Genomic DNA, 25,438 nt, shown 5'->3' with positions numbered 1-25,438 from the left:
ACGGCGCTTACTGCTGAATTCACTGTCGGCGAAGGTAAGTTGATGACTCATGATGAACCCTGTTCCATGGCTCCAGATGACAAACATGATCTCATATCAGGGACTTGTTCGCACCTTCCCTAGCATGCTGATGTAGTGCCCGCTCATGTGCGTGATACTCCGCAGTCATGATGAACAGCTTCGAAACTCCATTTTTCGTGACATATACATCTCCGCTGAATATCTCCTGTGTACCCATAAATTACTTTAACGATTTCGTTCATGGCTGTCTGACGCTGGGCGTCGGGCGGGGAAGGAGTGCCAGATATCATCTAAAGAGGGAGTGATATCGAAAGTGGCTTGGCCATTTCGTATACGCGACGGCTTTGATGATTGCAGCTTACGCTGCATAGGGCCACATCCAAGAAAATGACATTAGTGTATCTCTATTGTTGTCCATAACTACCTGTCGTTACCACATTTCCGTTCAACTCATAGTCCGCAAAAAACAAAAATGACCCAGCCCATGAGGCCAATAGTGTCTGTTGATCTCGCATCAGCTAGTAGTTCCCTTCTAGCAAGCTCCGGATGAGTTCGACACAAGTCATATGTTGCGACCTACCGCTCTGCTAGCACGGATGCATCCGAAATCAACTCAGCCAAGCTGTGTGCGTGGCTGGCAGCTGGGTTTGGTGGTAAAATATTAGGGTGTTGGGAGATCCCAACTATACACGACTATACACACCAAAAAAATCAATGTAAGTCATTGATTATTCGGCGCTATTAGGTAGTGCCTTCCTGATTTGCAATCAGATATAAAGAGTCCGCCATGTTTAAACCAGAATTGCTCTCCCCCGCAGGTTCCCTCAAGAACATGCGTTACGCCTACGCCTATGGCGCCGATGCCGTCTATGCCGGTCAACCCCGCTACAGCCTGCGGGTGCGCAACAACGAATTCGATCACGAGAACCTGCAGCTCGGCATCAACGAAGCCCATGCCCTCGGCAAGCAGTTCTATGTGGTAGCCAACATCCAGCCCCACAACTCCAAGCTCAAGACCTTTATCCGCGACATGCGCCCTGTGGTGGAGATGAAGCCGGATGCGCTGATCATGTCCGACCCCGGTCTTATCATGATGATGCGTGAAGCCTTCCCGGATATGCCCATTCACCTCTCGGTGCAGGCCAACGCGGTCAACTGGGCCACGGTGAAGTTTTGGCATCAAATGGGCCTGACCCGCGCCATCCTCTCCCGTGAGCTGTCGCTGGACGAGATCGAAGAGATCCGCATGCAGGTGCCGGAGATGGAGCTGGAAGTGTTCGTCCACGGCGCCCTGTGCATGGCTTACTCCGGCCGCTGCCTGCTCTCCGGTTACATCAACAAGCGTGACCCCAACCAGGGCACCTGCACCAACTCCTGCCGCTGGGAGTACAAGGTGCACGAGGGTAAAGAAGATGACGTAGGCCAGATCGTCCACCGTCAGGAGCCCATCGCCGTGCGTCCGGACAACACCCTGGGCCTGGGCAAACCGACCGATGCGCTGGTGCTGCTGGAAGAGTCCAACCGCCCGGGCGAGTACATGAGCGCGTTTGAAGACGAACACGGCACCTACATCATGAACTCCAAGGACTTGCGCGCGGTCGAGCACGTCGAGCGATTGACCAAGATGGGCGTTCACTCGCTGAAAATCGAAGGCCGCACCAAATCCTTCTACTATTGCGCCCGTACCGCTCAGGTCTATCGCAAGGCCATTGACGATGCAGTGGCGGGTCGTCCGTTCGATCGCAGCCTGATGGGCACCCTCGAGAATCTGGCCCACCGCGGCTACACCGAGGGCTTCCTGCGCCGTCACAACCACAGCGAATACCAGAACTACGACTACGGCTACTCCGTCTCCGACACCCAGCAGTTTGTCGGCGAGATCACCGGCCGCAACGGTGACATGGTGGAAGTCGAGGTGAAGAACAAGTTCCTGGTGGGCAACAGCCTGGAGCTGATGACCCCGCAGGGCAACCTCAGCTTCAATCTGGAGCAGATGCAGAACCGCAAGGGCGAGCTGATCGACACTGCACCGGGCAACGGCCACGTGGTCTATGTGCCAGTACCGAAGGAAGTGGACATCAACTACGGCATCCTGCTGCGCAATCTGGGCGAGCGTCAGGATACCCGTCAGCCCCACTCGGCGGCCTGAGATGGCACTGCTCATCACCGACAAGTGCATCAACTGTGACATGTGCGATCCCGAGTGCCCCAACCAGGCCATCAGCCTGGGGGATGAGATCTACGAGATCGACCCCAGTCGCTGCACCGAGTGCGTCGGTCACTATGAGAAGCCGACCTGTATCAGCGTCTGCCCTATCGACTGCATCATCTGGGATCCCGCGCATGTGGAGACCGAAGATCAGCTGATGGAAAAGTTCGTGCGGATGCACCGGCAGTAACTCCGGCATCAGCGTCTGCTCTACATGAACTGCATCTTCCGGGATCACGCCCATGTGGAAACCAACGATCAGCTGATGGAAAAGTTCGTCCGGATGCACAGGCAGTAACTCCGGCATCAGCATCTGCTCTACATGGACTGCATCTTCCGGGATCCCGCCCATGTGGAGACCGAAGATCAGCTGATGGAGAAGTTTGTGCGGATGCACAGGCAATAGCTGATGCACAGACCGTAAAACGAAAAAAAGGCCGAGCAATCGGCCTTTTTTGATCCGGCGTTCAGTAGCTGGTCATCACTTGCCGACCAGCCGGCTCAGCTGCTCCAACTCGCGCTGGGCCTCCAGCATCCTGGTCTGGGACTCCTCCAGCTTGGCCTGTTGCTTGGCAATTTTCTCCGGCTTGCCACTCACTCTTGCCTCCTGCAACTCGAGCAGACGCTCGTCCACCTCGCCACGCAGCTTGTGAACCCGCTCTTTCTGCTCCTTGAGCAGCCCCTCATCGGTGCAGTTGGCCTTGATATTGCGCGCGGCCTGCTCCAGCCCGGCAATCTGCCCGGCATTGTTGTGTGCTTTGGCAAACACCAGCTGGTCGTTGACGGCCTGCAGACGCGCCTTGCAACCGACCGCTTCACTGCCATAGGCCTGACCCGCCAACAGCAGCAACCCTATTCCTACACTTTTCCACATCTTGATTTACCCGGTCATGTTTGCGAACTGATCATAAGAACCGTGTTTCGCCAACGGGTCAAGCAAGCAGGGAAAAGGTGCGACAGAAGTTGTGCGACATCACGCAATCATCACCTTATTGGTTCTACAATGACGCCTTTTAGGATCAGGAGTCTCTTATGAATCAACAAATTGTGGTGATTGCCAACGGCGCCCCCTACGGCAGCGAATCCCTGTTCAACGCACTGCGTCTCGCTATCGCCCTCAACGAGCAGGGTGGTGCCAGCCTGAAGCTGTTCCTGATGTCTGATGCGGTGAGCGCGGCGCTGGCCGGTCAGGCACCGGCTGAAGGGTACAACCTGCGCCAGATGCTGGAGATCCTGCTGGCTCAGGGCGTCACTATTCGCCTGTGCAAGACCTGCACCGATGCCCGTGGCATCACCGCCCTGCCACTGATCGAGGGCATTGAGGTCGGCACCCTGCCGATGCTGGCCCAGTGGACCCTGGCCGCCGACAAGGTACTGACCTTCTGATCGTCTCTGCTTGCCCTGCACTCCCCCACTTGTGCCACTGAGCATCTCACGTCAGGCAAAGTGGGGGTCATTTCGCTCCCTCGCGCCTAAATGACTACAATGTCAGTTGCCCATTCAGCTTGCCCTGCACCGCTTCACGGACAGAGTAATGGCCCAGTCATGGACAGAGGACGACGATGAATCCGACCGAACAGACCCTGCTTGAGCAGATGCGCATCACCGAATTCGAGATTGCCCATCGCAAGGAGTTGCTGCTGCTCAGCGAGCAGGATGTGGCGCTGCTGGCGAGCTATTGCGGCAAAATAGATCCACGGATCGATGCCCTGGTCGATCGCTTCTACCAGCAGCAGACGGCCATCACCGAAATCGCCCTGCTGATCGGCGATGCCGATACCCTCACCCGATTGCGCACCGCACAACGGCGTTACGTGCTCGATCTCTTCAGCGGTCATTACGATCTGGAGTACGTCAACAACCGGCTGCGGATCGGGCTGGTTCACAAGCGGATCGGGGTCGAGCCCAAACTCTATCTGGCCGCCATCAACACCCTTAAGGCCCTGCTGATCGAGGATATTTTCGAGCAGATCCGCGATGAACCGGAGCGCCTCGTCATGCTGGCCGCGCTGGACAAACTCTTTCTGTTCGACATCACCCTAGTGTTCGAGACCTATATTCGCAGTCTGGTGTCGGAAATAGAGTCCTCCAGAGAGAAATCGGAGAGCTATGCCAAGAGTCTGGAGCAGAAGGTGCGCGAACGAACCAGACAACTGGAGGAGCTGAACCGCACCGATGCCCTGACCGGATTGCTCAACGTTCGCCACCTTAACGAACTGCTGTTGCTGACCCTGCGCACCTGTCAGCGCCGTGCCGAACCCATGGCCATCGCCTATCTCGATATCGATAACTTCAAACAGATCAATGACACCGAAGGACATCAACGCGGCGACGAGATCCTGCGGATCGTCGGCCACTGCATCCGTCAGGTCTTTCGTGCCGAAGATAGCTGCTTTCGCTATGGCGGGGATGAGTTCTGTCTGATCCTGCCCAACTGCAGCGAAAGTCAGGCCAGGGATATCTATCTCAAACGACTGACTCAGGCCATCAAGGGTCAGCTGGAGGATCTCACCCTCAGTATTGGTATCGCCCAGACCGGGCCGGATCACTACGATGACGGGCTCAACCTGATCCGGCTGGCCGACGAGCGAATGTACGCGGCCAAGAAGGCGCTCAAGGAGATTACCCCGGGCAGCACCCACTGATCCCAGGGGCTGGCTGTCAGCCTCGCTTCGTTGCAGCGGGGAGCGAAGCGGGACGGGACACCCTGGCCCCCCACTCATAGAGCGCAAAAATTGCCACGCAGAGCAGCGCCATCAGCACATAGAGCAGCTGGCCGCTCCACTGTTCGAGGATCCAGCCTCCCAGCAGCGCGCCGGCGGCCCCTCCCAACCCGGCCAGTGCGCTGGCACCAAAGTAGCTCCCCTTGAGATGAGCCGGGGCCATCTGATCGATCAGCACGTTGAGCAAGGGGAACAGGATGGTCTCGCCGATACTGAGCAGCAGCACGGCGCCAAACCAGTGGCTGCGTACCGTCGGGTCTCCCAGTGCGAAGAGCAGCTGGGCCGCCAGAAAGAGCGCCATGCCGATATGAAGCCGTACCCGCACCGGCCAGTGTGAGAGCAGCCGAAGCAGCGGAAATTGCAGCAGCACCACGGTCAGGGCATTGGTCGCCACCAGCAGGGCAACCAGCTCGGCCACCTGCGGCATACCGGCCCGGGTCAGGTATTGCACCAGCGGCGAGTGAAACTGGGAGTAGACCAGCACCATCAGGAGATTGGCCATCACCAGCAGCAGGAAGGCGCGATCCGCCAGCAACACCTTGATGGCATCTCGCAGTCCGGGGCCAGTCGCCCCCGACTTGCCTGTGCTGCCAGCCCGGCGAAATCCCCAGCCAAAGGCCAGTGCCAGCAGCAGATAGTTCACCACCAGAAACAGGAAGGTCTCCTGCTGGGCGTTGATCCCGAGAGTCACCCCGAGCAGCGGCCCCAGCGCGGCCCCGAGGTTGAGCAGAAAATAGCGCAGGTGCAGTGCCAACTCCCGCGCCTTGGCCGAGGCCAGACTGTCGGCCATCAGCGCCTTACCGGGGGCATCGATGAGTCCCGAGGAGAGGCCGCTGCCCATCACCCCGATCCCGAGCCAGAACACCTCGTGCGAAAAACCGAGCAGACCGAAACAGAGCATCGCCACCAGACAACCGGCCAGCAGTATGCTGCGCCGCCCGAAGCGATCAGAGAGCCAGCCGCCGTAGAAACTCACCAGAGTGGAGAGGGCCATCGAGCCACCCAGCAACAGGCCGATGAAGGTGGCCGACAGGTCATACTCTAGATAGAGCAAAATGGAGAGGAAGGGCCACACCATGTAGTAGCTGGTGCGCACCATGAAGGTGCCAAGAATGACGATCCAGACCAGCGGGGTAAATTGCCTCAAGGTGCGCCACGGCATCGGCCAGCTCCGGGGCCCGATGGGGCCAACAATAACTAAGGGGAAGCCTTCTGTTGTAACAGAGGGCTTCAATAGAAACAACGCTCGCTCACCATCAAGGTGCTACCGGATGCAAAAAGGCCAGCCGGTAGGCACCGGCTGGCCTTTTTATCACGGGACTTCCCTCGGGCTAACGCCAGAGGGCCAGGCTTAGCGCCAGGGGCTCTGCTGCCACAGACGCCCCAGACCGGCTTCCAGCGCCTGAGCGCCCTGCTGTCCCAGCTTCTGGGTCAGACTTTTTGGCTTGCGATAGCTGATGCCGACCACCTTGTGGTGGCTGGCCTGCGCCAACAGGTAGTCATCGCTGGTGCAGAGGGTATCCACCAGCCCCAGCCCCTTGGCCTGACTCGCCAGCCAGTGCTCACCGGTCGTGACCCGATCGATATCGAGTTGCGGGCGGTGCTCGGCCACAAAGGCCTTGAAGCGCTCGTGGATCGCCGCCAGCTCCTCGCGAAACTTCTCGCGCCCCAGATCGTCGTTTTCGCCGAACATGGTGATGGTGCGCTTGTACTGACCGGCGGTGTGCATCTCGAAATCGATATCGTGCTTTTTCAGCAACTTGTTGAAGTTCGGCAACTGGGCGATCACCCCGATGGAGCCAACGATGGCAAAGGGGGCAGCCAGGATCTTGTCCGCCACGCAGGCCATCATGTAGCCACCGCTCGCCGCCACTTTGTCGATAGCCACGGTCAGTGTGATGTCCTTATCCCGCAGACGCTGCAACTGGGAAGCAGCCAAGCCATAGCCATGCACCACGCCGCCACCGGATTCGAGCCGCAGCAGTACCTCGTCGCCGGGCTGGGCCACGCCGATCACCGCGCTCACCTCCTCGCGCAGGGAGGCCACCTCTTTGGCATCCATGCTGCCGTTGAAATCGAGCACGAACAGGCGACTGCGCTCATCACCCGCCTTGGCGCGCTTTTTCTGCTCCTCTTTCTGCTGCTTTTCCAGCACCTTGCGCTCGGCCTTGCTGGCGAGTGCGCTCTTGAGCGCAAACTGCCCCTGCTCCAGCTCGCTCGAGAGATCGGTCACCACCAGCTCGCCCTTGCGCGCTTTCGGCTGGCGAGTGCTGACGATCATCAGAATGATGGCGCCGATGGCCAGCAGGAAGGTCACTGTCTTGGCCAGAAACAGGCCATATTCGGTCAGAAATGTCACGATGGACTCCACAATGGATCGGTTTTCGTCACATTCTAGGGAGTTTGGCGAAGGCGCGCAAAAAATCGCAGCCAGAGCCTGGAAAAACCAACCCAAGCATCACAACCTCTCTATTTTCTTCACATTTTTCTTGCCGCTGGCTGGTCAAACGGGCGCGCGGATCAGTACACTTGGCGCCGATTGCCATGCACTTATGGCCGGAATTTGTTAACAGGAGTTGTCATGCTCGATTATCAGGCACCCCGCGATCTGCTCAAGGATAAAGTCATTCTGGTCACCGGTGCCGGCGACGGGATCGGCCGCGAAGCCGCCCTCACCTATGCCGCCCACGGTGCCACCGTGATCCTGCTCGGCCGCACCAGCGCCAAACTCGAAGCCGTGTATGACCAGATTGAGGCCGCCGGTTATCCGCTGCCCGCCATCGTGCCGGTGGATCTGAAAGGGGCCACCGCTGCCCACTACCGCGGCATGGCAGAAACCTTCGCCCAGCAGTTTGGCCGCCTCGACGGCGTGCTGTTCAACGCCGGTCTGCTCGGCACCCTCTCTCCGTTTGAACACATTCAGGAGAAGGAGTGGGACGAGGTGATGCAGGTCAACGTCAAATCGGAATTCCTGCTGACCCAGGCGCTGCTGCCGCTGCTGCGCCAGACCGCCAAGACGCAGGGCGAAGCCTCCATCGTCTACACCTCCTCCAGCGTGGGACGCAAAGGGCGCGCCTACTGGGGCACCTATGCCATCTCCAAATTCGCCATCGAGGGGATGATGGAAGTGCTGGCCGACGAGCTGGAGAACACCGGTGTGCGGGTCAATACCCTCAATCCGGGCGGCACCCGCACCAAGATGCGCGCCAGCGCCTTCCCGGCGGAAGATCCCATGAACCTCAAGACCCCGGCCGACCTGATGCCTCTCTACCTCTACCTGATGGGGTCGGACAGCCGCGGCAAAACCGGCCAAACCTTTGTGGCTCAGCCCAAATAAATCAATAAAATACCCAGAGTGTTGTGCGGCAGGGGTTAAATTGAATAGGGAGCACAGGCTCCCTGTAGAAGCCCCTGACCATCCTATCTCCAATCAGGTTGAACTATGTTTCGTCCCAAGAGCACGTTTGAGCAATGGCGGATCTTTCAGGCGGTAGTCGACTGCGGCGGCTACGCCCAGGCGGCCGAGGCGCTGAACAAGAGCCAGTCCTCCCTCAATCATGCGGTTGCGAAGTTACAGCAGAGTCTGGGTGTGCCCTTGCTGGAGGTGCGCGGCCGCAAGGCGGTACTGACCCCGGCGGGCGAAATATTCCTCAAGCGGGCCCGTCAGTTGAGCCAGCAGGTGGAGGAGCTGGAGAATCTGGCCAACAACCTGGAGCGGCAATGGGAGCCGCAGATCAACCTCTATGTCTCGGCGTTGCAGCCAAGGGATCGCCTCTATCGGGCGCTGGCCAGCTTCTATCCCCGCAGCCGGGGTTGCCGGGTCAACCTGCACGAACGCATTCACTGCCACTTCAACGCCTTGCAACCGGGGGATCTGATGCTCTCCGAGCACCTGCCCGGCGATCGCACCGGCCTGTTGCTGGACGAGGTATGCCTGCTGCCCCTCTGCGCCGCCAGCCATCCGCTGGCACAGGAGGAGGGGCCCATCCGCAGCGATGTGCTGATCGGCTACAACCAGATCAGCCTCCATCCCCCCATTCACCGCTCGGTGGACTGGAACGATGCGGATGACACCGGCTGGAAGGCTACCCACTACCATGAAGTGCTCGCCATGCTGCGCCTTGGCCTCGGCTATGCCTGGCTGCCGCGCCATCTGGTGGAGCGGGAGCTGGCGGAAGGTTCACTCATACAGCTGGATCTTGAGAGCGGCAACGAGCGCCACCTCTACACCTACCTGCTGACCCTCTCCCCCGAGGCCCTCGGCCCCGCGACAGAGCTGCTGCTGCGCTGCCTGCGCAACGAGTATCAGGGCGAATCATCGCCGCTCTCGCACACCCAGCCCCAGCACGGCAAATAACAGCCAGATCACCCCGTCAGACGTTGGGCACCCGCCAGCAGGCAGCCAGCGCCGCCAGTGCTAATCCCAGCGCCACCATAAAGACCCCGTGGAAACTCCACACCTCTGCCACCACACCGGCGATAGCCCCCGCCATGATGGAGCCGGTGCGGATACTGTTGGCAAACAGGGTAGTCGCCACCCCGGCCCGCCCCGGCATCAGATCCTGAAAATAGGACATGCCGATCCCAGCCACGATACCGATGAAAATGGCGTTGAACAGCTGCAAGGCGATCAGCGCGTATTGATCGGTGAGGGTCACCAGACCGGTGTAAAAGGCCGCACCGGCCAGCACCGCCAGCAACATCATGGGGCGCTTGCCAAAGCGGGCCGTGTAGTAACCCGCCAGCAGCATGAAGGGGATCTCCAACGCCGCGGCCGTGCCCATCAAGATACCTGCCAGTTTCTCCTCCAACCCCAGCTCGCGGGTGATGTAGAGCGGCATATTGATGAGGTACATGCTGTTGCAGGTCCACATCAGGGTGGAGGCGATAAACAGCGCCCGCACCGCCGGATCCCGCCAGCTGCTGACCCGCTCGATATCTTCATCCATCTTGGGCAGCGGCAAGGAGGGCAGCCAACGCCACACCACCAGGGCGCAGAGCAGGTAGGCCAGTGCCGAGGCCAGGTACATCAGCTCGAAGCCGTAGCCGATGGCCAGCGCGAAGGCGATAGGCGGGCCTATGACCCAGGCCAGCGAAAATTGGGCCCGCATCACCGAGCTGAACATGTCAGCCCGCTGGTTGCGGCTGTCGGAATACTCCCGCGCCAACGCAAACAACTGGGGACTGGCCGTGGCCGCCAGCGCCGCCAGCATGACCCCCAGACTCGCCAGCAGCCAGTAGTTGCGGTTCCAGGCAAACAGCAGGGAGAGCGCCACCCCGGCAAAACAGCAGCGCAGGATCAGTCGCTTGCGATCCCCCTTGTTATCGGAGCGGTGGCCCAGCCACTGGCTGACCAGAATGCCCACTACCGCATTGATGGTATAGAAGAGCCCGACCAGAAAGGGGCGCACCTGCACCTCCTCGGCCAGAAACAGGCTTAAGGTAGGCACCTGCAATGCCACCGCGACGCCGGTCATAAAGGTCACGGCAAGAAACGAAAGAGAGACGGGGTCCGGGCGTTTGACCGCCGCTATCGACAAGCTCATAGGGTTACCACTGATTGGAAGGACGATACGGGCCAACGCTCGGCTGCCGTATGAAAATTCGGCGCTTATCTTATGTCATTATCAAGAGCAGGCTCAAGGATGGCATAAGCAGGTGTGCGCCTTGCGAGGGAAGCCGCGACCCCGTAGAGTGAAAGCCCATCCTGCCAGCACAAGGAGTTCGCATGTTTGATTTTGATCAGGAAGTAGACCGCAGTGGCACCATGAGCCTGAAATGGGACAAGTACAAGGGTCAGGATGTGCTGCCCATGTGGGTTGCCGATACCGACTTTGTCTCCCCCCCGTCCGTGATAGAGGCGTTGACCAAACGGGTCGCCCACGGCATTTTCGGCTATTCACGCCCCTCGCCGCGCCTGATCGAACTCATTATCGAACGGATGGCTGCCCGCTATGGCTGGGCTATCGAGCCCGAATGGCTGGTATTCCTGCCGGGCGTGGTGCCCGGGCTCAACCTCGCCTGCAAGGCGTGGAGCCAGCATGGCCGCGGCATCATCACTCCCAAGCCGGTCTACTACCCCTTCCTGCAGGCGCCGGGCTTCAATGATCGGCCCCTGCTCACCGTCCCCATGGTAGAAGAAGCCGGTCGCTGGGTGCTGGATCTGGCAGAGCTGGAGCGTCAGGCTCCCGCCGCGGATCTGCTGCTGCTCTGCAACCCCCACAACCCGGGCGGCACCATCTTTACCCGTGACGAGCTGCTGGCCATCGATGCCATCGCCGCGCGCCACAATCTGGTGATCTGCTCCGATGAAATCCACTGCGATCTGCTGCTGGATAAAGACGCCCGCCACATTCCCTACGGCGCCATCAGTCCGGAGGCGGCCGAGCGCTGCGCGGTGATGATGGCCCCGAGCAAGACCTTCAATATCGCCGGTCTGTGCTGCTCCTTCGCCATCATCCCCAACGCCCGTCTGCGCTTCCGGTTGCAGCAGGCGATGCGTGGCATCAGCGCCGACGTCAACCTGCTGGGTTTTGTCGCCGCCGAAGCGGCCTATGAGGGTGGCGAACAGTGGCTGACCGAGCAGATCGACTATCTGGCGGCCAATCTGGCCCAGATCCAGCAGGCGGTGGCTCGCTGGCCGGGCGTCAAGCTGGCCAGCCATCAGGCGACGTATCTGGCCTGGATCGATGTGAGCGCCCTTGGCCTTGCCGATCCCATCGCCTTCTTCGAGCAGGCCGGCGTCGGTCTCTCCCCCGGCGCCCAGTTTGGCGACGGCCAGTTTGTGCGGCTCAACTTCGGCTGCACCAGGGCACGACTGACCGACGCGCTGGCGCGGATGGAGCGAGCAATCCTCAACCACAGCAAGCCTTAATCAGCCAGCAACGGGATGGGCAAGCCCCATCCCTTTTACCCGGTGTCATCAGCCCGCGGTCAACTCAGTCAACGGTCAATTATGTCGCTACGGATCTTGCATCACCTTCTGCTCCCCCTCTGTGCACTCTCTGCGCTGCTCCCCTTTGGCAGCCAGGCGCTGACCATAGGAACGGGCCCGCTCAATGGGGTCTACTACCCGACCGGTGGCGCCATCTGCCGGGTGCTCAATGCTGGCCATGCCCTGCATGGGGACAGCTGCACCGTGCAGAGCACCCGTGGCTCGATGGCCAACCTCAAGGCGCTCGGCAAGGGGGAAGTACAGCTGGCGCTGGTGCAGTCCGATGTGTTGCACCACGCACTGCACGGCACCGGCCCCTTCAGCGGGCAGGGAGCCAACCATGAGCTGCGCAGCCTGTTTCGCCTCTATCAGGAGTCGCTGACCCTGCTGGCCGCCCCCGACAGCGGCATCACCACTCTGGCGGATATCGAGGGGAAACGGGTCTATCCGGGCAACAGCGGCGCCGGTGAACAGATCACCAGCCAGGCCCTGATGGCGGCCATGGGATGGCAACCCGGGCAGTTTGTCGCCTATCAGCTCAAATCGAATAGCGAACCGCTGGAAGGACTGTGCGATGGCTCGCTGGATGCCGCCTTTGTGGTAGCCGGGCACCCCAGTCTGGCGGTCGGCGACCTGATCAGCCGCTGCAAGGTACGCCTGATCCCCATCGAAGGGGAGCAGATCGACAAGCTACTCAAGCAACACCCCTACTACCAGCGCAGCCGCATCGCCGCCAACCTCTATCCGGGGCAGACGGCCTCCATCAACAATATCGGGATGAGTGCCGAACTGGTGGCGCTGGCCAGCCTGCCGGATCCCATCGTTCGTACCGTGCGCGATACCCTGCTGGCCCGGATCAAGCAGTTCAGCCGGTTGCATCCGGCCCTGAGCAAGGTGACCCCCGAGCAGTTGCAGGCGCAAACCGAGCTGCCCCTCCATGCGGGGATGTCGGATCAGCCGCCAGCCCCCTTGTCACTGACCCCCGAGCAGTTAACCGCGGAACAGTTGGCGCCGGAGCCATCAACCTCAGAGGCGGCACCAACGGCAGAGCAGGTGAGTGCCGCCGACGGGACGACTGCGCCCATTGAGGCGCCCTCCGACACGACCGCCACCAGCAGTGCCCCAGTGGCAACAGAAGCCACAGAGGTTAATCCCTTGCCCGAAGAGGCCCTCGAGGTCACCCCCGAGCTCACTGCCACGCCGACCACCGAGGGTGAGAGCGTGGCCCCCTCTGCCGCAGCGTCAACGGTTCCATCAGCATCGGCTGCCGTGTCGACTCAGTTGCCACAAAGCACCTCTGCGGCCACTGCGCCGCAAGAGCAGGCAACCCAGCCTGCCAGTAGCGCGGCGACTGGCGAAACCCAACCGCAGGATAAGGTAGACATGTTCTCCTCTCCTGCCGCCAGCGCAGCCACGCCGTTGCAGCCCTGAGTGGTCAGTGCCAACAAATACATCAGGGCAGCCTCGGCTGCCCTGATTGTTTACGCGCGTTCGATAGTGACGCAATTGATGGCGGCGCAGTCACCCTGATTGGCCTGCCCACCTTGCCGTACCGCTACGGCTCCACTCCCCGGGTCAGATAGGGGTTGGGCTTCTGGATCTCCTCCTCCACCCAGTGCAGCAGCTGCTTAATGGCCCGCGACAACACCTGATTCTGGCGCACCACGTAGCCCAGACTGGTACCGGGAAAGTCGCTGAGGCTGGTGACCGGCGCGGTGAGGTTGAGGCGCGGATGCAGGGAGAAGTCCGGCACGATGGCGACACCAAACCCCGCCTCGGCCCAATCGAGCTGAGCGTCCACGCTGCCTACCTCCATGATGCGACAGGGGGGCAAGGCCAGCAGCGGCAAGGACGGGTCGATCAGCGCCCGGGTACGGGTGTCGTGACCGAGCAGGATCAGGGTCGGCTCGTCAAGCGGGTCGCTCTCTCCCGCCACCGCCCGCGCCTGCCAACGGGCGAGGCCATGACCCAGCGCGCACCAGGTCACCTGTTGCAGCTCGGTATAGAAGAGCGGTTCGCTGCGCTTTTGCGCCATCACGAAGCCCAGATCCGCCTTGCCCGCCTTGACCAGCTCGGCCGCCTGATCCGAAGTGGTGTTGAACAGAGTGAGGTCGATGCCGGGAAACTCCCGCTTGAAGCGCTGAAACGGCTGGATCAGCAGCAGGCGGGAGATGATGTCGCTGGCGGCGATGGCCAGCGTCCCCTGACTCAGCTGGTTGAGGGCATTGAGATCGGACTGGCAGAGCTGCAACTCGGCGATGGTGCGCTCGGCGCTTTGCAGCAGCCGCTCCCCCGCCTGCGTCAGGCGAAACGGACTGCGCTCGATCAGCCTCACCCGGGTCGCCTGCTCCAGCCGCTTGATATGCAGGCTGACATTGGGCTGGGTCATGTGCAGCTCGGTGGCGGTCTGACCAAAATGTTGCAATCTGGCCAGGGTAACAAAGGTTTGCAGCCAGTGAATGTCCAGCATAAAGAGTCCCTCAACCCGCGATGTGCGGGGCTTGCCCGGCAAATTTGGGCGGTTTGCCGCTTAATTGGTCACAATTATATGATTCTCTTATCGGAATTATAAAGATAATTAATTTTTCTAATCCGCATCAGGCTCCTAGGATGGACGCCTAACGTCTTAGGAGAAAGAGTCATGTCGTCTATCGTAGTCGTAGGTGCTAACTGGGGTGATGAAGGCAAAGGCCGCATCGTTGATTATCTGGCAGGTCAAGCTGGCGCCAGCATTCGCTTCCAGGGCGGCAACAACGCTGGCCACACCGTGGTCAACGACCTTGGCACCTTCAAGCTGCACCAGGTTCCGAGTGGCGTATTCAACCCGGATTGCCTGGTTGTCCTCGGCCCGGGCATGGTGATCAGCCCCGAGAAACTGACCGTCGAGCTCGATGAAGTCAAAGCCTCCGGCGTGACTCCGAAGCTGGCCATCTCTGACCGCGCCACCCTCTGCCTGCCGCTGCACGCACTGGAAGATACCCTGGAAGAGCAACGTCTGGGTGACGGCGCCTATGGCTCCACGCGTCAGGGCATCGCCCCTGCCTACGGTGATCGCGTGATGAAGAAAGCGATCCTGGTCGGCTGGCTGAAACAGCCGGAAGTGCTGGTCGAGCGCATCCAGTTCATGCTGGACTGGAAACTGCCGCAGATGAAGGCTATCTACCCCTCCTTCGAATTCACCCAGACTGCCCAGGAGATGACCGACTGGCTGCTGGAAGTCTCTGCACCCTGGATCGACGCCGTGTGTAACGTCAGCATGCCGCTCAAAGCGCTGCAGGCTGAAGGCAAGACCCTGCTGTTCGAAGCGCAGCTGGGTGCTGGCCGTGACCTGATCTACGGTGAATACCCCTGGGTGACCTCCTCCCACGTATCTGGCGCCTACGCCGGTATCGGTGGCGGTCTGCCGGCACTGCGTCCGGAGCGCGTCATCGCTGTGGCCAAGGCATTCAGCTCCTCTGTCGGTACCGGCACCCTGCTGACCGCCATGGAGAACCAGGACGAGTTCCGCAAGATCACCAACGAGTTCGGTGCCACCACCGGCCGTCCCCGTGATGTCGGTTACTTCGACGCTGTCGCCACCAAGAACGGTGTCGAACTGCAAGCCGCCACCGAAGTGGCCCTGACCAAGCTGGACTGCCTGACCGGTCTGCCGGATCTGAAGATCTGCGTCGCTTACGAAGGTGCCCACACCGAGAACCCGATTTGGCCACAAACCGCTGCCCTGAAGCCGGTTTACGAGCAGATGGAAAGCTGGAGCGAAGACATCACCGGTTGCCGCACCTTCGAAGAGCTGCCGCGCGCTGCCCAGCAGTACGTGCTGCGTATCGAAGCGCTGCTCGGCGTACCGGTTCCGATGGTTTCCGTCGGCCCGGGCCGTGACGAGATGATCCTGCGCTAAGCCGCACTTCTCATCGTCAAACAAAAAACCGGCATCCTTGATGCCGGTTTTTTTGTTTGGCTCATGCCGCGAGTTAATTCAGCACAGTGAAAAGAAGTAAGTAAAAATAATGCCAGTCAGATTTAACTGACTGGCATTAACTATGATGGTGTTCTTACCCCAACCAGCTTAGCGCTGCGTTACTGCACAGAGACTGTGAGCTCTGGATGCCCAAATGCGATGAGCTGGCCGTTTGAACGTTGGAAATATTGACTCCAGAAGGATTCTAGATTCTGGATCATCTTGCCACTTCGATAGCCGTTCTTTGTATCGGTTGGCACAAAGGCCGCCCCATGCACATAGACCCTGGCACCGTTGAAGTCAGCGACCAGATTAGCCTTTTCGACCTTGGCTAGCTCCACTGCTGGGGAAATATCACGGATCCCTTTGGCTTGATAGAAGCTACCAAAGTCGCTGTATTCCAGCATGTCAGACATCAGCAAAATGATGTTTTCCTTCACGCCATCAGCCGCTCGGATATCGTCACCCACCGCCTTGAGGCTAAACAGGATCTCGCTACGCGGGATATCTGTCGAGGATTTGCCCATTGTTTGCACGAACTGCTTACCAAATTGTTGCAACATAGCTTGGGGTTGGGAGGCTAGACATTGATCGAGCTTTTTGGCGTTCATCATCGGAACATCACCCAATTGCGATGGGTCAAGCCCTTTATCTAGCAGCCCTGCATATTTCAGCTGCATGTAGTGACCTTCCAAATAGGCGGAGAAGGAGTACAGACGCAACTGATCGCCCGGCTGCAGGAATCGCTTGATATGATCCCAGGCGGTACGCTGCAGATCCGGTGTGAGCGGCGTGGTCTGATCCACCACAACCGACAACATACGACCCGAGGGCGCAGGCTTGAATTCGGTAATCCTAGCCTGTTGATAGCAACTGCTCAGGTCGTTGCGCTCTGCTGCCATCACTGTCGCCGAAAGCATCAACATCAATGTCAAAAGGATCCGTGGTTTCATCACGCCTCCACTTTGTCGAGCATTTGCAATCGACGTGCTCGTTTAAGGTCGTCCACAGATACGCCCTTCTTCTTGGCAACATAGTCCATGTCGTCAGCTTCAAACTGAGTCAGATCGCCCCAAGCATGAGGATCGAAGCCTGCCACACTTTCACCCTCGGAATACACCTGTGGCGCTACGATGGTCTGGGTCACCTCTGCCATTTCAGCTACTGGTGCTACTGGAGCTACCGATTCGACTGATGGTACTGATGTGGCTGCAAGCGTGACCGGTTGATAGGATTGGGCAACAGCTTGTGGCTGTGCCACGTTCGGTCTCGCACCAAAGACAGCCACCAGTTCATTGAACGTCGCCTTTTGAGCCATCAACGCAGGATTGTTGATCGCGGCAAACCGGGGCCCAGCAACATCAGTGATCGACCAAATTCTCTCGTTGTCTTTCGCAGCTATCGCCTCCTTCAAGTCATTGATGGTCTTGACTACGTAGTCGGTGACCACATCGGTACTTTGCTTGCCGATCTCACGGTTTTTCTTGATATGATCGATGGTCTCCTGCTCTTCCACGTAGCGCAAGAAAGTGCGACTGTCTTTGTTATGACTCAGGTCGTCCTTTGTCTTACCGCTCACTCTGAACACCTTGTCCTGCAACGACTGCAACTTCGCCAGGGAGGATTGAGCGTCTTGGGCAATAGCGGCAGCTTTGATCTTATGGTGTCTTACAAACTCGGAGGCACTGTTGTACTTATGAGTCATCTCCCAAGCCCCACGAGAGTACGTCCCAGCAAAGCTGTGCCTAAACGCAAGGAAAGTCGAAGTAAACTGAATAAAAACAAACAACCCAGATAACACAGCAAAGGTCACCAGCGAAGCTCGATGGATAGCATCAATCTGGTCTTGCGCGGACTTCTGACTGGAACTGGCGGACAACTCCGCCATATCGGATGGCAGGGGAATTTCACCCTCACCAGATGCAACCGGGAAATCATCAGCATTCTGGATGACTGCTGTCGGATTCTCGACCAGCAATGCTTCCTGCTGGTTCAGGGTTTCGGTTCGAACCCAGAACGCGGCGACTGCCAGCCCTATGATAAAGATCCCGTACCCGGCAATGATCGAGAATCGGCGCTGCGGCTGCCCGTATTTATCGATTGGCACATTGATCCGGTTCAGCAATTGCTGGAAGGGTTTAGCGCCATTGTCGTCATAGGTATTGTCGATGGTGGCGTTGAGAGTCTTGGTCATATCTGCGCCATCACGGATCGACTCGTAGGAGAGGATCTTGTTCACGACCCCATTGCGGTAGAGTTGACGGCCAGCAAACTCGGATAGAGCCAAGGCAATAATTGAGATAACCAAACCTAGGAAGAAAGCGCCAACAATCGCTGTGTTGGGGGTCGCCATGGTAAGGGCAAACGGTGCCAACGCATAGCCAAAGGCAGATGCCTCTATCACCATCAGGACGATCATCAACAACCAGATCCCTAAACCCTTTTCCGACCGATCCGCCTCGTCAGCTTTTCCCAGATAATCGAGGTTGCGTTTGAAGTTCTCTTCAGAGGGCTGATACATCTTGTAGAAGGTGTCATATGCACCACACACACCTTTCTCACCAGGGTTGAAACCTACCGCATTGGGGTTGTCCTCGGATGCTTTCTCATTTTCGCCCGGGTTTTTTACCCAGGCCGCGATGCGGCCAAACCACGGCATCCGGAGCCGCATCTCCATGTGCCAGTATTTCACTTCGTACCAATAAACGATGGCGGTCACGACCGCAACCATCAAGCCGATCACCAGACTGATGATGTGCCAAGCACCCGACAGGGCATGAACGATGTCTTGTATCATTTTTGGAGTCCTTAGCGACGCTTAGGCAGGTATTGGGCCACGTAGGCATCCCCCTGCTTCGGATAGTAAATTTCGCCCGCAACCGCGGCACCAGATCGTTTGTCAAACACAACATCCATACACGACACTGGCGAAGCAGCCTGATTGACGGCAAACACCCGATAGAGGATTTGAGTCTCCCCTTCGTATGTATTGGCGACCGATTCAATCTTGGCGGTCTGCTTTTTGGATTTTTTGTAATCCGGGATGAACTGCATGGCGGGCTGCTTAGCCACTTTCGCTTCGTCACGCAGTACTGCTACCGGCCCCACCGAGGCCACATGACCATTCACGGCTGCAACCCATGGCTTGCCATTGAGGCCCGGGAAGTATTCTTCGGTAGAATGTTCCGCTAGCGGTTGGCCATTCGCCAGGTTCTTAACCTGGCCCTCGACACGGGGCATGTCCCCTATGCAAGAACTGATAGGTGCACTGGCGTAAGCTGGAGTGATAATGGAGAAGGTGGGGGTTTTGGGCGCAATGCTGCCGGTCAGCGCTGAGGAACTGTCGGTAACCAAATGGCCACCAAAGTCGATGGTTCCCTTGCCGGCCAGTTTGATCGCTACAGATTCACTGGCGGTCAATGAGGGGGAGAGAACGTCACCCGACTTCGGCTGAGAGACCGGCTTATCCTTGAGGGTGGCTGCAGCAGTAGTCATCGACTCGGCTGTGTTAGCAGACCTAGCGGGTATTGTTTCAGTCTTCACAGTCTTTGGGGTCACAGCTGTGGTAGTGGCAGCCAATGCGACCTTGCTCGCAGAGCCAGTGCCAGTGCCATGAGCTAAATATTTGGGACTGGCACGTTCCTCACTCACACGCTTGACCAGCAAGGCCTCATTTTGCACCTCGACCAACTCGACTCTGCGGTTTTGTGCCCTACCATCTTCGCTGTCGTTGCTGGCAATCGGTCGGGAAGAGCCGGCCCCCTGGTAGTAGATATCGCTACGAGGCACCCCGGCTGCAGCCAGTATCTGGCCCATGGCCCGAGCTCGTTCCTCAGAGAGGCGCTGATTGAACTGAGCCGCGCCAGCAGAATCGGTATGGCCGACCACCAACACCTTTCTACGTTGATTCTCAGGGAGCTTAGACTGATCTTCCCGTTTGCTGGCAAACTCTTGCGCCACACGGGTCATTTTCCGGTGACCTTCTGGGGTCAGGTTGGCAGAACCTACCGGAAACATCTCGGCATACTCTATAGATGCTTCAAGTCCCACTGCTGTCGGTTTATCCTTCTGTTTCTGCTGCTCTTGGGCGGCAGCCACTTGCAGTTCACGCACCTGCATTTTTAAGCCTTCTTCCTTGGCTATTTTTTGTAACCTATCAACTCGGTCTTTGTACCAAAGGCCGCCACCACAACCCACCGCAGCACCGGCGACAGCCCCAATGAGCACCTTGTCGCTACCACCTTGAGTGGCACCAATCGCCGCGCCAGCAAGAGCGCCTAGCAGGCCACCACCGGCACAGCTTACCCAACTATCACTCTCGGCAACTTGCTTATCGATGGTTGCACACCCTGTCACCGACAAGGTTATGGCCATCGCCAGCACCGTTGGCCTATCTAGAGGCATCCTAATCATGACTTATCCCTTTTTTTGTTATGTTTACCTGAATAGCAAGATTTATTGCCAGTCCCTCAAATCACCGCGAGCCAGTTAACAACGCTCTCAGTGAAACCTTGATAAACGATTCCATTATGGATACCTACGCATCAGGAATCGCATCGGGACTGCTCTTAACATTGAGTTGGACAAAAAACATCATCACACTATGCGTGGTCGAAATACGCTCAGATTGCTCAATGGACAACCAGTTATTTTTATTTGAATTTTTTAGGCTATTCCCCTAGGCAACACTGTTTTTCCTCGGGAATATTTCAGCGGCAGACAGGCTCTCTTATTCAGATATCCAATCGTTTTACCATTGAGAGAAACCTCAATAAAAAAGAGACTCTGATTGAGTCAAACAATTAATATTGCAGCCCATATTGTGCCTCAAGCGAAAATGCAATGCAGCCTTATTGTATAGATAGCGAAGGGTGAGCCCGCGCTGGGCAGAAGTCGCCGACAAGGAGACAGCAGCGCGGGTGCGCGAGGTGATTAGACCACTACAGTTCAACAACACCGGAAGGTTGGCGGGCAGCGGCCCCATCCGTGAAAACTACAACCCGGAGACCGGCGCCATGCAAGGAGCCAGCAACTTCAGCTGGAGCTCTGCCCACCTCTATATATGCTCTATCGCAACTTCCTGAAACCACAGGCGTAAGCCTGCTTCATAATGCAAAAGGCCTCCGGATGGCTGTCTCTTGATCACAACTGTTGATGCTCAAGAGACAGCGCCAGTTCATAGCCTTCAAGGAGGGTCTGTAACCTAAACCAGCCCTCCCATAACACCGCTATCGAGGCTCGCCCCGTGCGCTTGGTGTCCTTCCAGCACCCCAGTATCGCCAGGCTCTTGTACGCCCACGCTATATCGGGGGCTTCATTTGGCAGGGCCCTCTTCTCCATCTTCAACCACAGCAGCTGCCAGCTCTTTGTGCCCAGCACTCCTTTGCAGCTTTCTCCCTGCGCGGCAGGCTCCTCTTTGATAAATCGCAACTGCAGCAACCGCACCGCGATAAAGGCCAGGATGACGCTCATACGCGTCAGGTTCTCCCGACTCTGCATCCTCAGCGCCTCGACCCGGGTGCCCGCACTCTTCCAGACCTTGTGATAATCCTCGATGAGCCAGCGTCGCTCGTAGTAGAGCGGGATATCAGGCTCCCTACGCTTGTTGGCCGGGGCCTTCAGGGTGACCCTGGCAAACTTGATATCGAGCACGGCCTCTCTGGCTTTTCTGCCACCTCGCTGGGGTATCTTGACCACCCGGGTGCCCGCAGATTGGCACTGCCTGGCATAGTCGTAGAGCTTGTTGTCGTGCTCGTTGATACAGCGGCTTTGCATCGAGCGCACCACGAAGCGCTGGGTATGTTTCTGCTTGTAGTGCAGGTATTCGTAGATATCCGCTTCCCGGTCACAGACCGAGATAACGTTGGCCAGGGTGCTGCCAAGCCGGGCGGCAAGTGTTTTGGCGGTTTGCTCCCATTTGTAGCTCTCTTTCTCCTGATAGGGACGGGTGGCGTGTTGTCGACTCTGCTCTCGCTTGCTGACATCGCGGGTCCAGATTTGCTGGGCGGCCAAGCCCACCACCTTGCGCTCGTGCGGCGCGAACAGCAGCACGGAGTGAGCCAGCAGGGCGCGACTGCTGCCCTGGTTGGTGTGGCCCAGCTGGTCTTTGACGCTGGCATGATTGAAGGTAAGGGCCGTGGTGTCTTCCAGTGCCAACAAGAGGGAATGGTCTCTGGCATGGGCGGCGGTGACGGCAAAGCCGGCGTTGGCAATGGCCTCGGCACTGACATGCGGGCTGCGAATGAAGCCGCACCCACCTTCCATATCAGCAGGTGAGAGGGGAAGGTGTGACACGCAATCTCCTGGTTGGTGAGCAAGGGCGGTGACGAGAGCGACCAACCTTCTGGTGCGTCTTGGGTCGTTGAGGTTGGCGTGACCAAACTGTGCCTGCGCCCAGTGCGCCGGTTGAGTGAAGGGCATGTTAGAACCAGGAAAGAGAGCGATGAAAGGTTCAGATCACAGAATGGGAGAGAAGTTCAAAAAAAATCCCCAAGCGATGCTTGGGGATTTTTGTATAAGAGACAGCCGGATGGAGGCCTTTCTGTTTTCATTCAAGTTGCACTCACACCATACCCGCTGCGCTGCAGGTACGGCTCTTATCCGGTCGTAAGCGGCAAAGAGAGGCGTTTGGCCAGCGCCTGAAAGTGCTGGCTCACCTCGGCGCCGAACAGGGGGTCGCCAATGGCGCGGTTCTGCCAGTTTTGCTCCAGTTGACGCCAGTCATCCTCGGTCAGGGAGTCACGCAGATGGGGGAAGATCACCCCCTCTTCGTAGTTCATGTGCGCCTCTTGCAACTCGACGAAGCGCTCCAGCTTGGTGGTGAACTGATCGAGGGGGATCACCGCATCCATCAGGATCATCTCCACCATCTCCTTGAGATCGGCCCCGGCCTCCAGCAGCTTGACGTGCTCCTCCTGCAGACGGTTGGCGACCTCCCCTTCCACCACCCGATATTTCAGGTAGTAGTCATAGATGAGGTCTTCCTTGGGATGGTGGTACTTGTCGGAGACCTCCCGCAGGTAGTCGATGACATCGCGCACCAGAAAATAGCTGATGGGCTCTTCGGCACGGATGGCTGCCAGCTTGTGCTTGAGCAGCTCCAAGAGTCGGGCGATGTTGAGATGGTCCTTGTGCAGACTGGATAACATGGGCACTCCTTGGCTCTGAATTAATGTTATGTCCCTGAGTATACGGTCATTTGTCGCCTGAACTTTGCACTCAATCAAGTGGAATGCAGACAGATTTCCACTCTATCGGACTCTTGCCCTGTTGTTCCAGCAAGCGATTGGTCTCGGTAAAGTGACCACAACCGATGAAACCGCGGTGGGCAGAGAGGGGGCTCGGGTGCGGCGCGGTCAGCACATAGTGGCGCTGGCGGTCGATAAAACGCCCCTTCTTCTGGGCGTGGGCGCCCCACAGCAGGAAGACCACGCCCTGACAACTGGCATTGATCTGCTCGATGACCCGATCGGTAAAGGTCTCCCATCCCAGATGGGCGTGAGAGTGAGCCTGACCGGCCTGCACCGTCAGCACTGTGTTGAGCAGCAGGGCGCCCTGTTTGGCCCAGGATTCGAGAAAGCCGTGATTGGGTGTGACGAAACCTGGCAGATCCCGCTGCATCTCTTTATAGATGTTGACCAGTGAGGGGGGCGTACGTACGCCGGGTAGAACGGAGAAACAGAGACCGTGCGCCTGATTGGGGCCGTGGTAGGGGTCCTGGCCCAGGATCACCACCTTGACCTGATCCAGCTCGGTCAGCTTGAAGGCATTGAACACATCGGTGGCTGGCGGGTAGATCACCTTGCCCGCTTCACGCTCGGCTCTGACAGTTGCCAGCGTACTCTTGAAATAGTCCTGCTCTTTCTCAGAGCCAATCACATCACTCCAGGTCAGCACCCCGGCCTCCTCACTTGATACGGCGAAGGGCTCAGGATAGGGGGCCAGCCCGCAAGACGCAACCGTGGCTCATGGTTTCCACAGTTCGGCCAGACGCCCAGAGCGCTCCAGCTTGCGCAGCCCGGTATTGAACAGCAGCATCAGACGGCGCGCCTCGGGATCAGCCTTGCGCATCAACAGGTATCCCGGTTGCGACCAGATGGGGTCGGCGGCGCCGGTCAGTGACAGCGATTGGGGATGACGGACGAGCGCCTGCTGGAACAGGGTCTGTGCCACCTGCTCATCCATCACCAGATAGTGGACTCGCCCGTCGAGCAGCTTGCCCATGCTCTCCTCATCGGAATCTGACCACTCGAGGGTGAGCCCGGCTTGGCGGGCGGCAAAGCCATCGCCATAGAAGTAACCACGGGTCACCCCGACCGGCTGGTGTTGCAACTCACCCAGATTGACCGCGGGCGTACCGGTCAGCGTCATCAGGCGGGTGGTGAAATGGCCGAGCGAGTCGGAGAGATAGAAAAGCTGTTCCCGTTCGCGGGAGCGAAACCAGGGCATGGTGACCACATAGCGCCCCTCCAGGGTCAGCTGGTAAGCCTCGGCCCAGGAATAGAAGTGAAAGCTGACATCGAGCCCCTCTTCGGCGAAGGCTTGGCGCACCACCTCACAGAGAAAGCCCTGATTGGGCAACGACTCACTGATATAGGGCGGCCACTCGCCCACGGCAATACGCACCGTCTCGGCCCGCACCGCACTACTGCTTGCCCAGCAACAAAACAGGGCGAGCCATGCCCACTTTCGCCACCCATTATTCACCCGGCACTCTCCTCGTTTTTTTGCTGAGTGTAGCCAACCCCTCAATTAACCTAAGAAAAAAGCTAAAAAGATGTAGTTAAATTACTAGATTAGCGAGACAAAAGATGCATAATCTGGATATCTTACAAAATCAGAAAAATGACCTATTTTTGATTCAACTCAAGAATTTAATCCCATTTAAATGGCACTTTGTCGGATTTTCTTGATCTAGATCAATTTTGGTAATATTACCACCGTGGTATATATGACCCCATCAAAGAAAAGGTGTAAGGCAAGGGCCCTTTAAGTCATCGCCAACGACGGTAGCTTAAATACATCAGGGTAATTTCCTTACAGTTGGATTCGCGTTCCCATTGAGGAGTCATACCATGATCAAAGGCATTCAAATCACCCAGGCCGCCAACACCGCTCTGCTGAACTCTTTCTGGCTGCTGGACGAAGAGAAGCAACAGGCTCGCTGCATCTGCGCCAAAGGCGATACTTTCGCTGCCGATCAAGAAGTGCAACTGGCTGACCTGGGTCAGTTCGAATACCGCGAACTGCCGGTTCAGGCTGAGCCTGCTGTTGAAGGTGGCCAGCACCTGAACGTCAACGTGCTGCGTCGCGAAACTCTGGAAGATGCTATCGAAAACCCGGAGAAGTACCCGCAGCTGACCATCCGTGTATCTGGTTACGCAGTGCGTTTCAACGCCCTGACCCCGGAACAGCAGCGTGACGTGGTTACCCGTACTTTCACCCAGAGCCTGTAATCAGCGCCCTGCAGTGAAGAGCTGATACTTGCGGTATCAGCACAAAAAAACGGCCGATTGGCCGTTTTTTTATTGCCCCCGCACCAGCCAACGCGGCCGTGCGGGGGGAAACTGTGCTTAAACCCTGTCCACTTCCAG

General features: G+C 58.2%; 23 protein-coding genes and 2 pseudogenes. 13 read left to right on the top strand and 12 right to left on the bottom strand.

Annotated features, from left to right (window positions below):
- Nucleotides 1-808: 808 nt before the first annotated feature.
- The 3 genes and pseudogenes from trhP to PG888_RS19625 all read left to right on the top strand — a co-directional run.
- A complete protein-coding gene (gene trhP, locus PG888_RS19635) occupies nucleotides 809-2,170 on the top strand; it encodes a prephenate-dependent tRNA uridine(34) hydroxylase TrhP (RefSeq protein WP_042658165.1) in 1,362 nt (453 codons plus the stop codon).
- Between the two features lies 1 nt (nucleotide 2,171).
- Nucleotides 2,172-2,420 (top strand): YfhL family 4Fe-4S dicluster ferredoxin, encoded by a 249-nt coding sequence (locus tag PG888_RS19630; RefSeq protein WP_042658166.1) that lies wholly within the window; start codon nucleotides 2,172-2,174, stop codon nucleotides 2,418-2,420.
- Nucleotides 2,421-2,552: 132 nt separating this feature from the next.
- A pseudogene (locus tag PG888_RS19625) lies at nucleotides 2,553-2,636 on the top strand (YfhL family 4Fe-4S dicluster ferredoxin); the annotation flags it as partial.
- 75 nt (nucleotides 2,637-2,711) lie between these two features.
- On the opposite strand, the gene PG888_RS19620 reads toward PG888_RS19625, so the two are convergent.
- Complete coding sequence (locus PG888_RS19620) at nucleotides 2,712-3,104, bottom strand: DUF1090 domain-containing protein (RefSeq protein ID WP_182938002.1); 393 nt, start codon at nucleotides 3,102-3,104, stop codon at nucleotides 2,712-2,714.
- Between the two features lie 158 nt (nucleotides 3,105-3,262).
- Here PG888_RS19620 and PG888_RS19615 point away from each other — a divergent pair, with 158 nt between their 5' ends.
- Nucleotides 3,263-3,616, top strand: coding sequence for a DsrE/DsrF/TusD sulfur relay family protein (locus PG888_RS19615; protein WP_005334901.1), 354 nt, complete (start codon nucleotides 3,263-3,265; stop codon nucleotides 3,614-3,616).
- Nucleotides 3,617-3,792: 176 nt separating this feature from the next.
- Nucleotides 3,793-4,875, top strand: a complete 1,083-nt coding sequence (locus tag PG888_RS19610; protein ID WP_182938003.1) for a protoglobin domain-containing protein — start codon at nucleotides 3,793-3,795, stop codon at nucleotides 4,873-4,875.
- A 16-nt stretch (nucleotides 4,876-4,891) separates the two neighbouring features.
- On the opposite strand, the gene PG888_RS19605 is transcribed toward PG888_RS19610, so the two are convergent.
- Entirely contained in the window at nucleotides 4,892-6,115 is a 1,224-nt protein-coding gene (locus tag PG888_RS19605; protein ID WP_182938004.1) for an MFS transporter, read from the bottom strand.
- Between the two features lie 189 nt (nucleotides 6,116-6,304).
- Nucleotides 6,305-7,312, bottom strand: a complete 1,008-nt coding sequence (gene sohB, locus PG888_RS19600) for a protease SohB (protein ID WP_182938005.1) — start codon at nucleotides 7,310-7,312, stop codon at nucleotides 6,305-6,307.
- A 13-nt stretch (nucleotides 7,313-7,325) separates the two neighbouring features.
- Between sohB and PG888_RS19595 the strand changes: the two genes are divergently transcribed.
- The 3 genes from PG888_RS19595 (at nucleotide 7,326) to PG888_RS19585 (ending at nucleotide 9,310) form a co-directional block, all read left to right on the top strand.
- Nucleotides 7,326-7,523, top strand: a complete 198-nt coding sequence (locus PG888_RS19595; RefSeq protein WP_182938006.1) for a hypothetical protein — start codon at nucleotides 7,326-7,328, stop codon at nucleotides 7,521-7,523.
- Between the two features lie 11 nt (nucleotides 7,524-7,534).
- The gene (locus tag PG888_RS19590; RefSeq protein WP_139708722.1) at nucleotides 7,535-8,290 is read left to right on the top strand and encodes a YciK family oxidoreductase; all 756 of its coding nucleotides are present in this window, start codon (nucleotides 7,535-7,537) and stop codon (nucleotides 8,288-8,290) included.
- A gap of 105 nt (nucleotides 8,291-8,395) precedes the next feature.
- Complete coding sequence (locus PG888_RS19585) at nucleotides 8,396-9,310, top strand: LysR family transcriptional regulator (protein WP_182938007.1); 915 nt, start codon at nucleotides 8,396-8,398, stop codon at nucleotides 9,308-9,310.
- A 16-nt stretch (nucleotides 9,311-9,326) separates the two neighbouring features.
- Here the strand turns inward: PG888_RS19585 and PG888_RS19580 are convergent, their stop codons facing one another.
- Nucleotides 9,327-10,499, bottom strand: coding sequence for an MFS transporter (locus PG888_RS19580; protein ID WP_042061338.1), 1,173 nt, complete (start codon nucleotides 10,497-10,499; stop codon nucleotides 9,327-9,329).
- A 182-nt stretch (nucleotides 10,500-10,681) separates the two neighbouring features.
- On the opposite strand from PG888_RS19580, the gene PG888_RS19575 reads away from it, so the two are divergent.
- Nucleotides 10,682-11,827, top strand: a complete 1,146-nt coding sequence (locus PG888_RS19575) for a MalY/PatB family protein (protein ID WP_182938008.1) — start codon at nucleotides 10,682-10,684, stop codon at nucleotides 11,825-11,827.
- Between the two features lie 81 nt (nucleotides 11,828-11,908).
- On the top strand, nucleotides 11,909-13,318 hold the full coding sequence (locus PG888_RS19570) for a TAXI family TRAP transporter solute-binding subunit (protein WP_270694078.1): 1,410 nt from the start codon (nucleotides 11,909-11,911) through the stop codon (nucleotides 13,316-13,318).
- 124 nt (nucleotides 13,319-13,442) lie between these two features.
- On the opposite strand, the gene PG888_RS19565 is transcribed toward PG888_RS19570, so the two are convergent.
- Nucleotides 13,443-14,357: a LysR family transcriptional regulator gene (locus PG888_RS19565; RefSeq protein WP_042061332.1), complete on the bottom strand. Its 915-nt coding sequence runs from the start codon at nucleotides 14,355-14,357 to the stop codon at nucleotides 13,443-13,445.
- 171 nt (nucleotides 14,358-14,528) lie between these two features.
- On the opposite strand from PG888_RS19565, the gene PG888_RS19560 reads away from it, so the two are divergent.
- On the top strand, nucleotides 14,529-15,785 hold the full coding sequence (locus PG888_RS19560) for an adenylosuccinate synthetase (protein ID WP_270694080.1): 1,257 nt from the start codon (nucleotides 14,529-14,531) through the stop codon (nucleotides 15,783-15,785).
- 179 nt (nucleotides 15,786-15,964) lie between these two features.
- Here PG888_RS19560 and PG888_RS19555 read toward each other — a convergent pair whose 3' ends face one another.
- The 3 genes from PG888_RS19555 to PG888_RS19545 are packed head-to-tail and all read right to left on the bottom strand — an operon-like array spanning nucleotide 15,965 to nucleotide 20,219.
- On the bottom strand, nucleotides 15,965-16,798 hold the full coding sequence (locus PG888_RS19555) for a hypothetical protein (protein WP_197970776.1): 834 nt from the start codon (nucleotides 16,796-16,798) through the stop codon (nucleotides 15,965-15,967).
- Nucleotides 16,798-18,642: a hypothetical protein gene (locus PG888_RS19550; protein ID WP_042658177.1), complete on the bottom strand. Its 1,845-nt coding sequence runs from the start codon at nucleotides 18,640-18,642 to the stop codon at nucleotides 16,798-16,800. The genes PG888_RS19555 and PG888_RS19550 overlap by 1 nt, the downstream gene beginning before the upstream one ends.
- 11 nt (nucleotides 18,643-18,653) lie before the next feature.
- Nucleotides 18,654-20,219 (bottom strand): OmpA family protein, encoded by a 1,566-nt coding sequence (locus tag PG888_RS19545; protein ID WP_182938010.1) that lies wholly within the window; start codon nucleotides 20,217-20,219, stop codon nucleotides 18,654-18,656.
- A gap of 500 nt (nucleotides 20,220-20,719) precedes the next feature.
- Here PG888_RS19545 and PG888_RS19540 point away from each other — a divergent pair.
- A pseudogene (locus tag PG888_RS19540) lies at nucleotides 20,720-20,943 on the top strand (hypothetical protein); the annotation flags it as partial.
- Nucleotides 20,944-20,987: 44 nt separating this feature from the next.
- On the opposite strand, the gene PG888_RS19535 reads toward PG888_RS19540, so the two are convergent.
- The 4 genes from PG888_RS19535 to PG888_RS19520 form a co-directional block, all read right to left on the bottom strand.
- Nucleotides 20,988-22,265: an IS4 family transposase gene (locus tag PG888_RS19535; RefSeq protein WP_182938011.1), complete on the bottom strand. Its 1,278-nt coding sequence runs from the start codon at nucleotides 22,263-22,265 to the stop codon at nucleotides 20,988-20,990.
- A gap of 176 nt (nucleotides 22,266-22,441) precedes the next feature.
- Nucleotides 22,442-22,993: a hemerythrin domain-containing protein gene (locus PG888_RS19530; RefSeq protein WP_042658179.1), complete on the bottom strand. Its 552-nt coding sequence runs from the start codon at nucleotides 22,991-22,993 to the stop codon at nucleotides 22,442-22,444.
- A 70-nt stretch (nucleotides 22,994-23,063) separates the two neighbouring features.
- Nucleotides 23,064-23,741, bottom strand: a complete 678-nt coding sequence (gene ung, locus PG888_RS19525) for a uracil-DNA glycosylase (protein ID WP_182938012.1) — start codon at nucleotides 23,739-23,741, stop codon at nucleotides 23,064-23,066.
- Between the two features lie 69 nt (nucleotides 23,742-23,810).
- The gene (locus tag PG888_RS19520; protein ID WP_182938013.1) at nucleotides 23,811-24,551 is read right to left on the bottom strand and encodes a substrate-binding periplasmic protein; all 741 of its coding nucleotides are present in this window, start codon (nucleotides 24,549-24,551) and stop codon (nucleotides 23,811-23,813) included.
- A 368-nt stretch (nucleotides 24,552-24,919) separates the two neighbouring features.
- On the opposite strand from PG888_RS19520, the gene grcA reads away from it, so the two are divergent.
- Complete coding sequence (grcA, locus tag PG888_RS19515) at nucleotides 24,920-25,300, top strand: autonomous glycyl radical cofactor GrcA (protein ID WP_042061318.1); 381 nt, start codon at nucleotides 24,920-24,922, stop codon at nucleotides 25,298-25,300.
- The last annotated feature ends 138 nt before the right edge of the window (nucleotides 25,301-25,438 follow it).

The organism is Aeromonas sp. QDB23, from assembly GCF_027707745.1.
GTDB classification, from domain to species: Bacteria; Pseudomonadota; Gammaproteobacteria; order Enterobacterales; family Aeromonadaceae; genus Aeromonas; species Aeromonas allosaccharophila.
The sequence above is the reverse complement of the archived record's forward strand: the minus strand, read 5'-3'. Positions and strand labels throughout refer to the sequence as shown.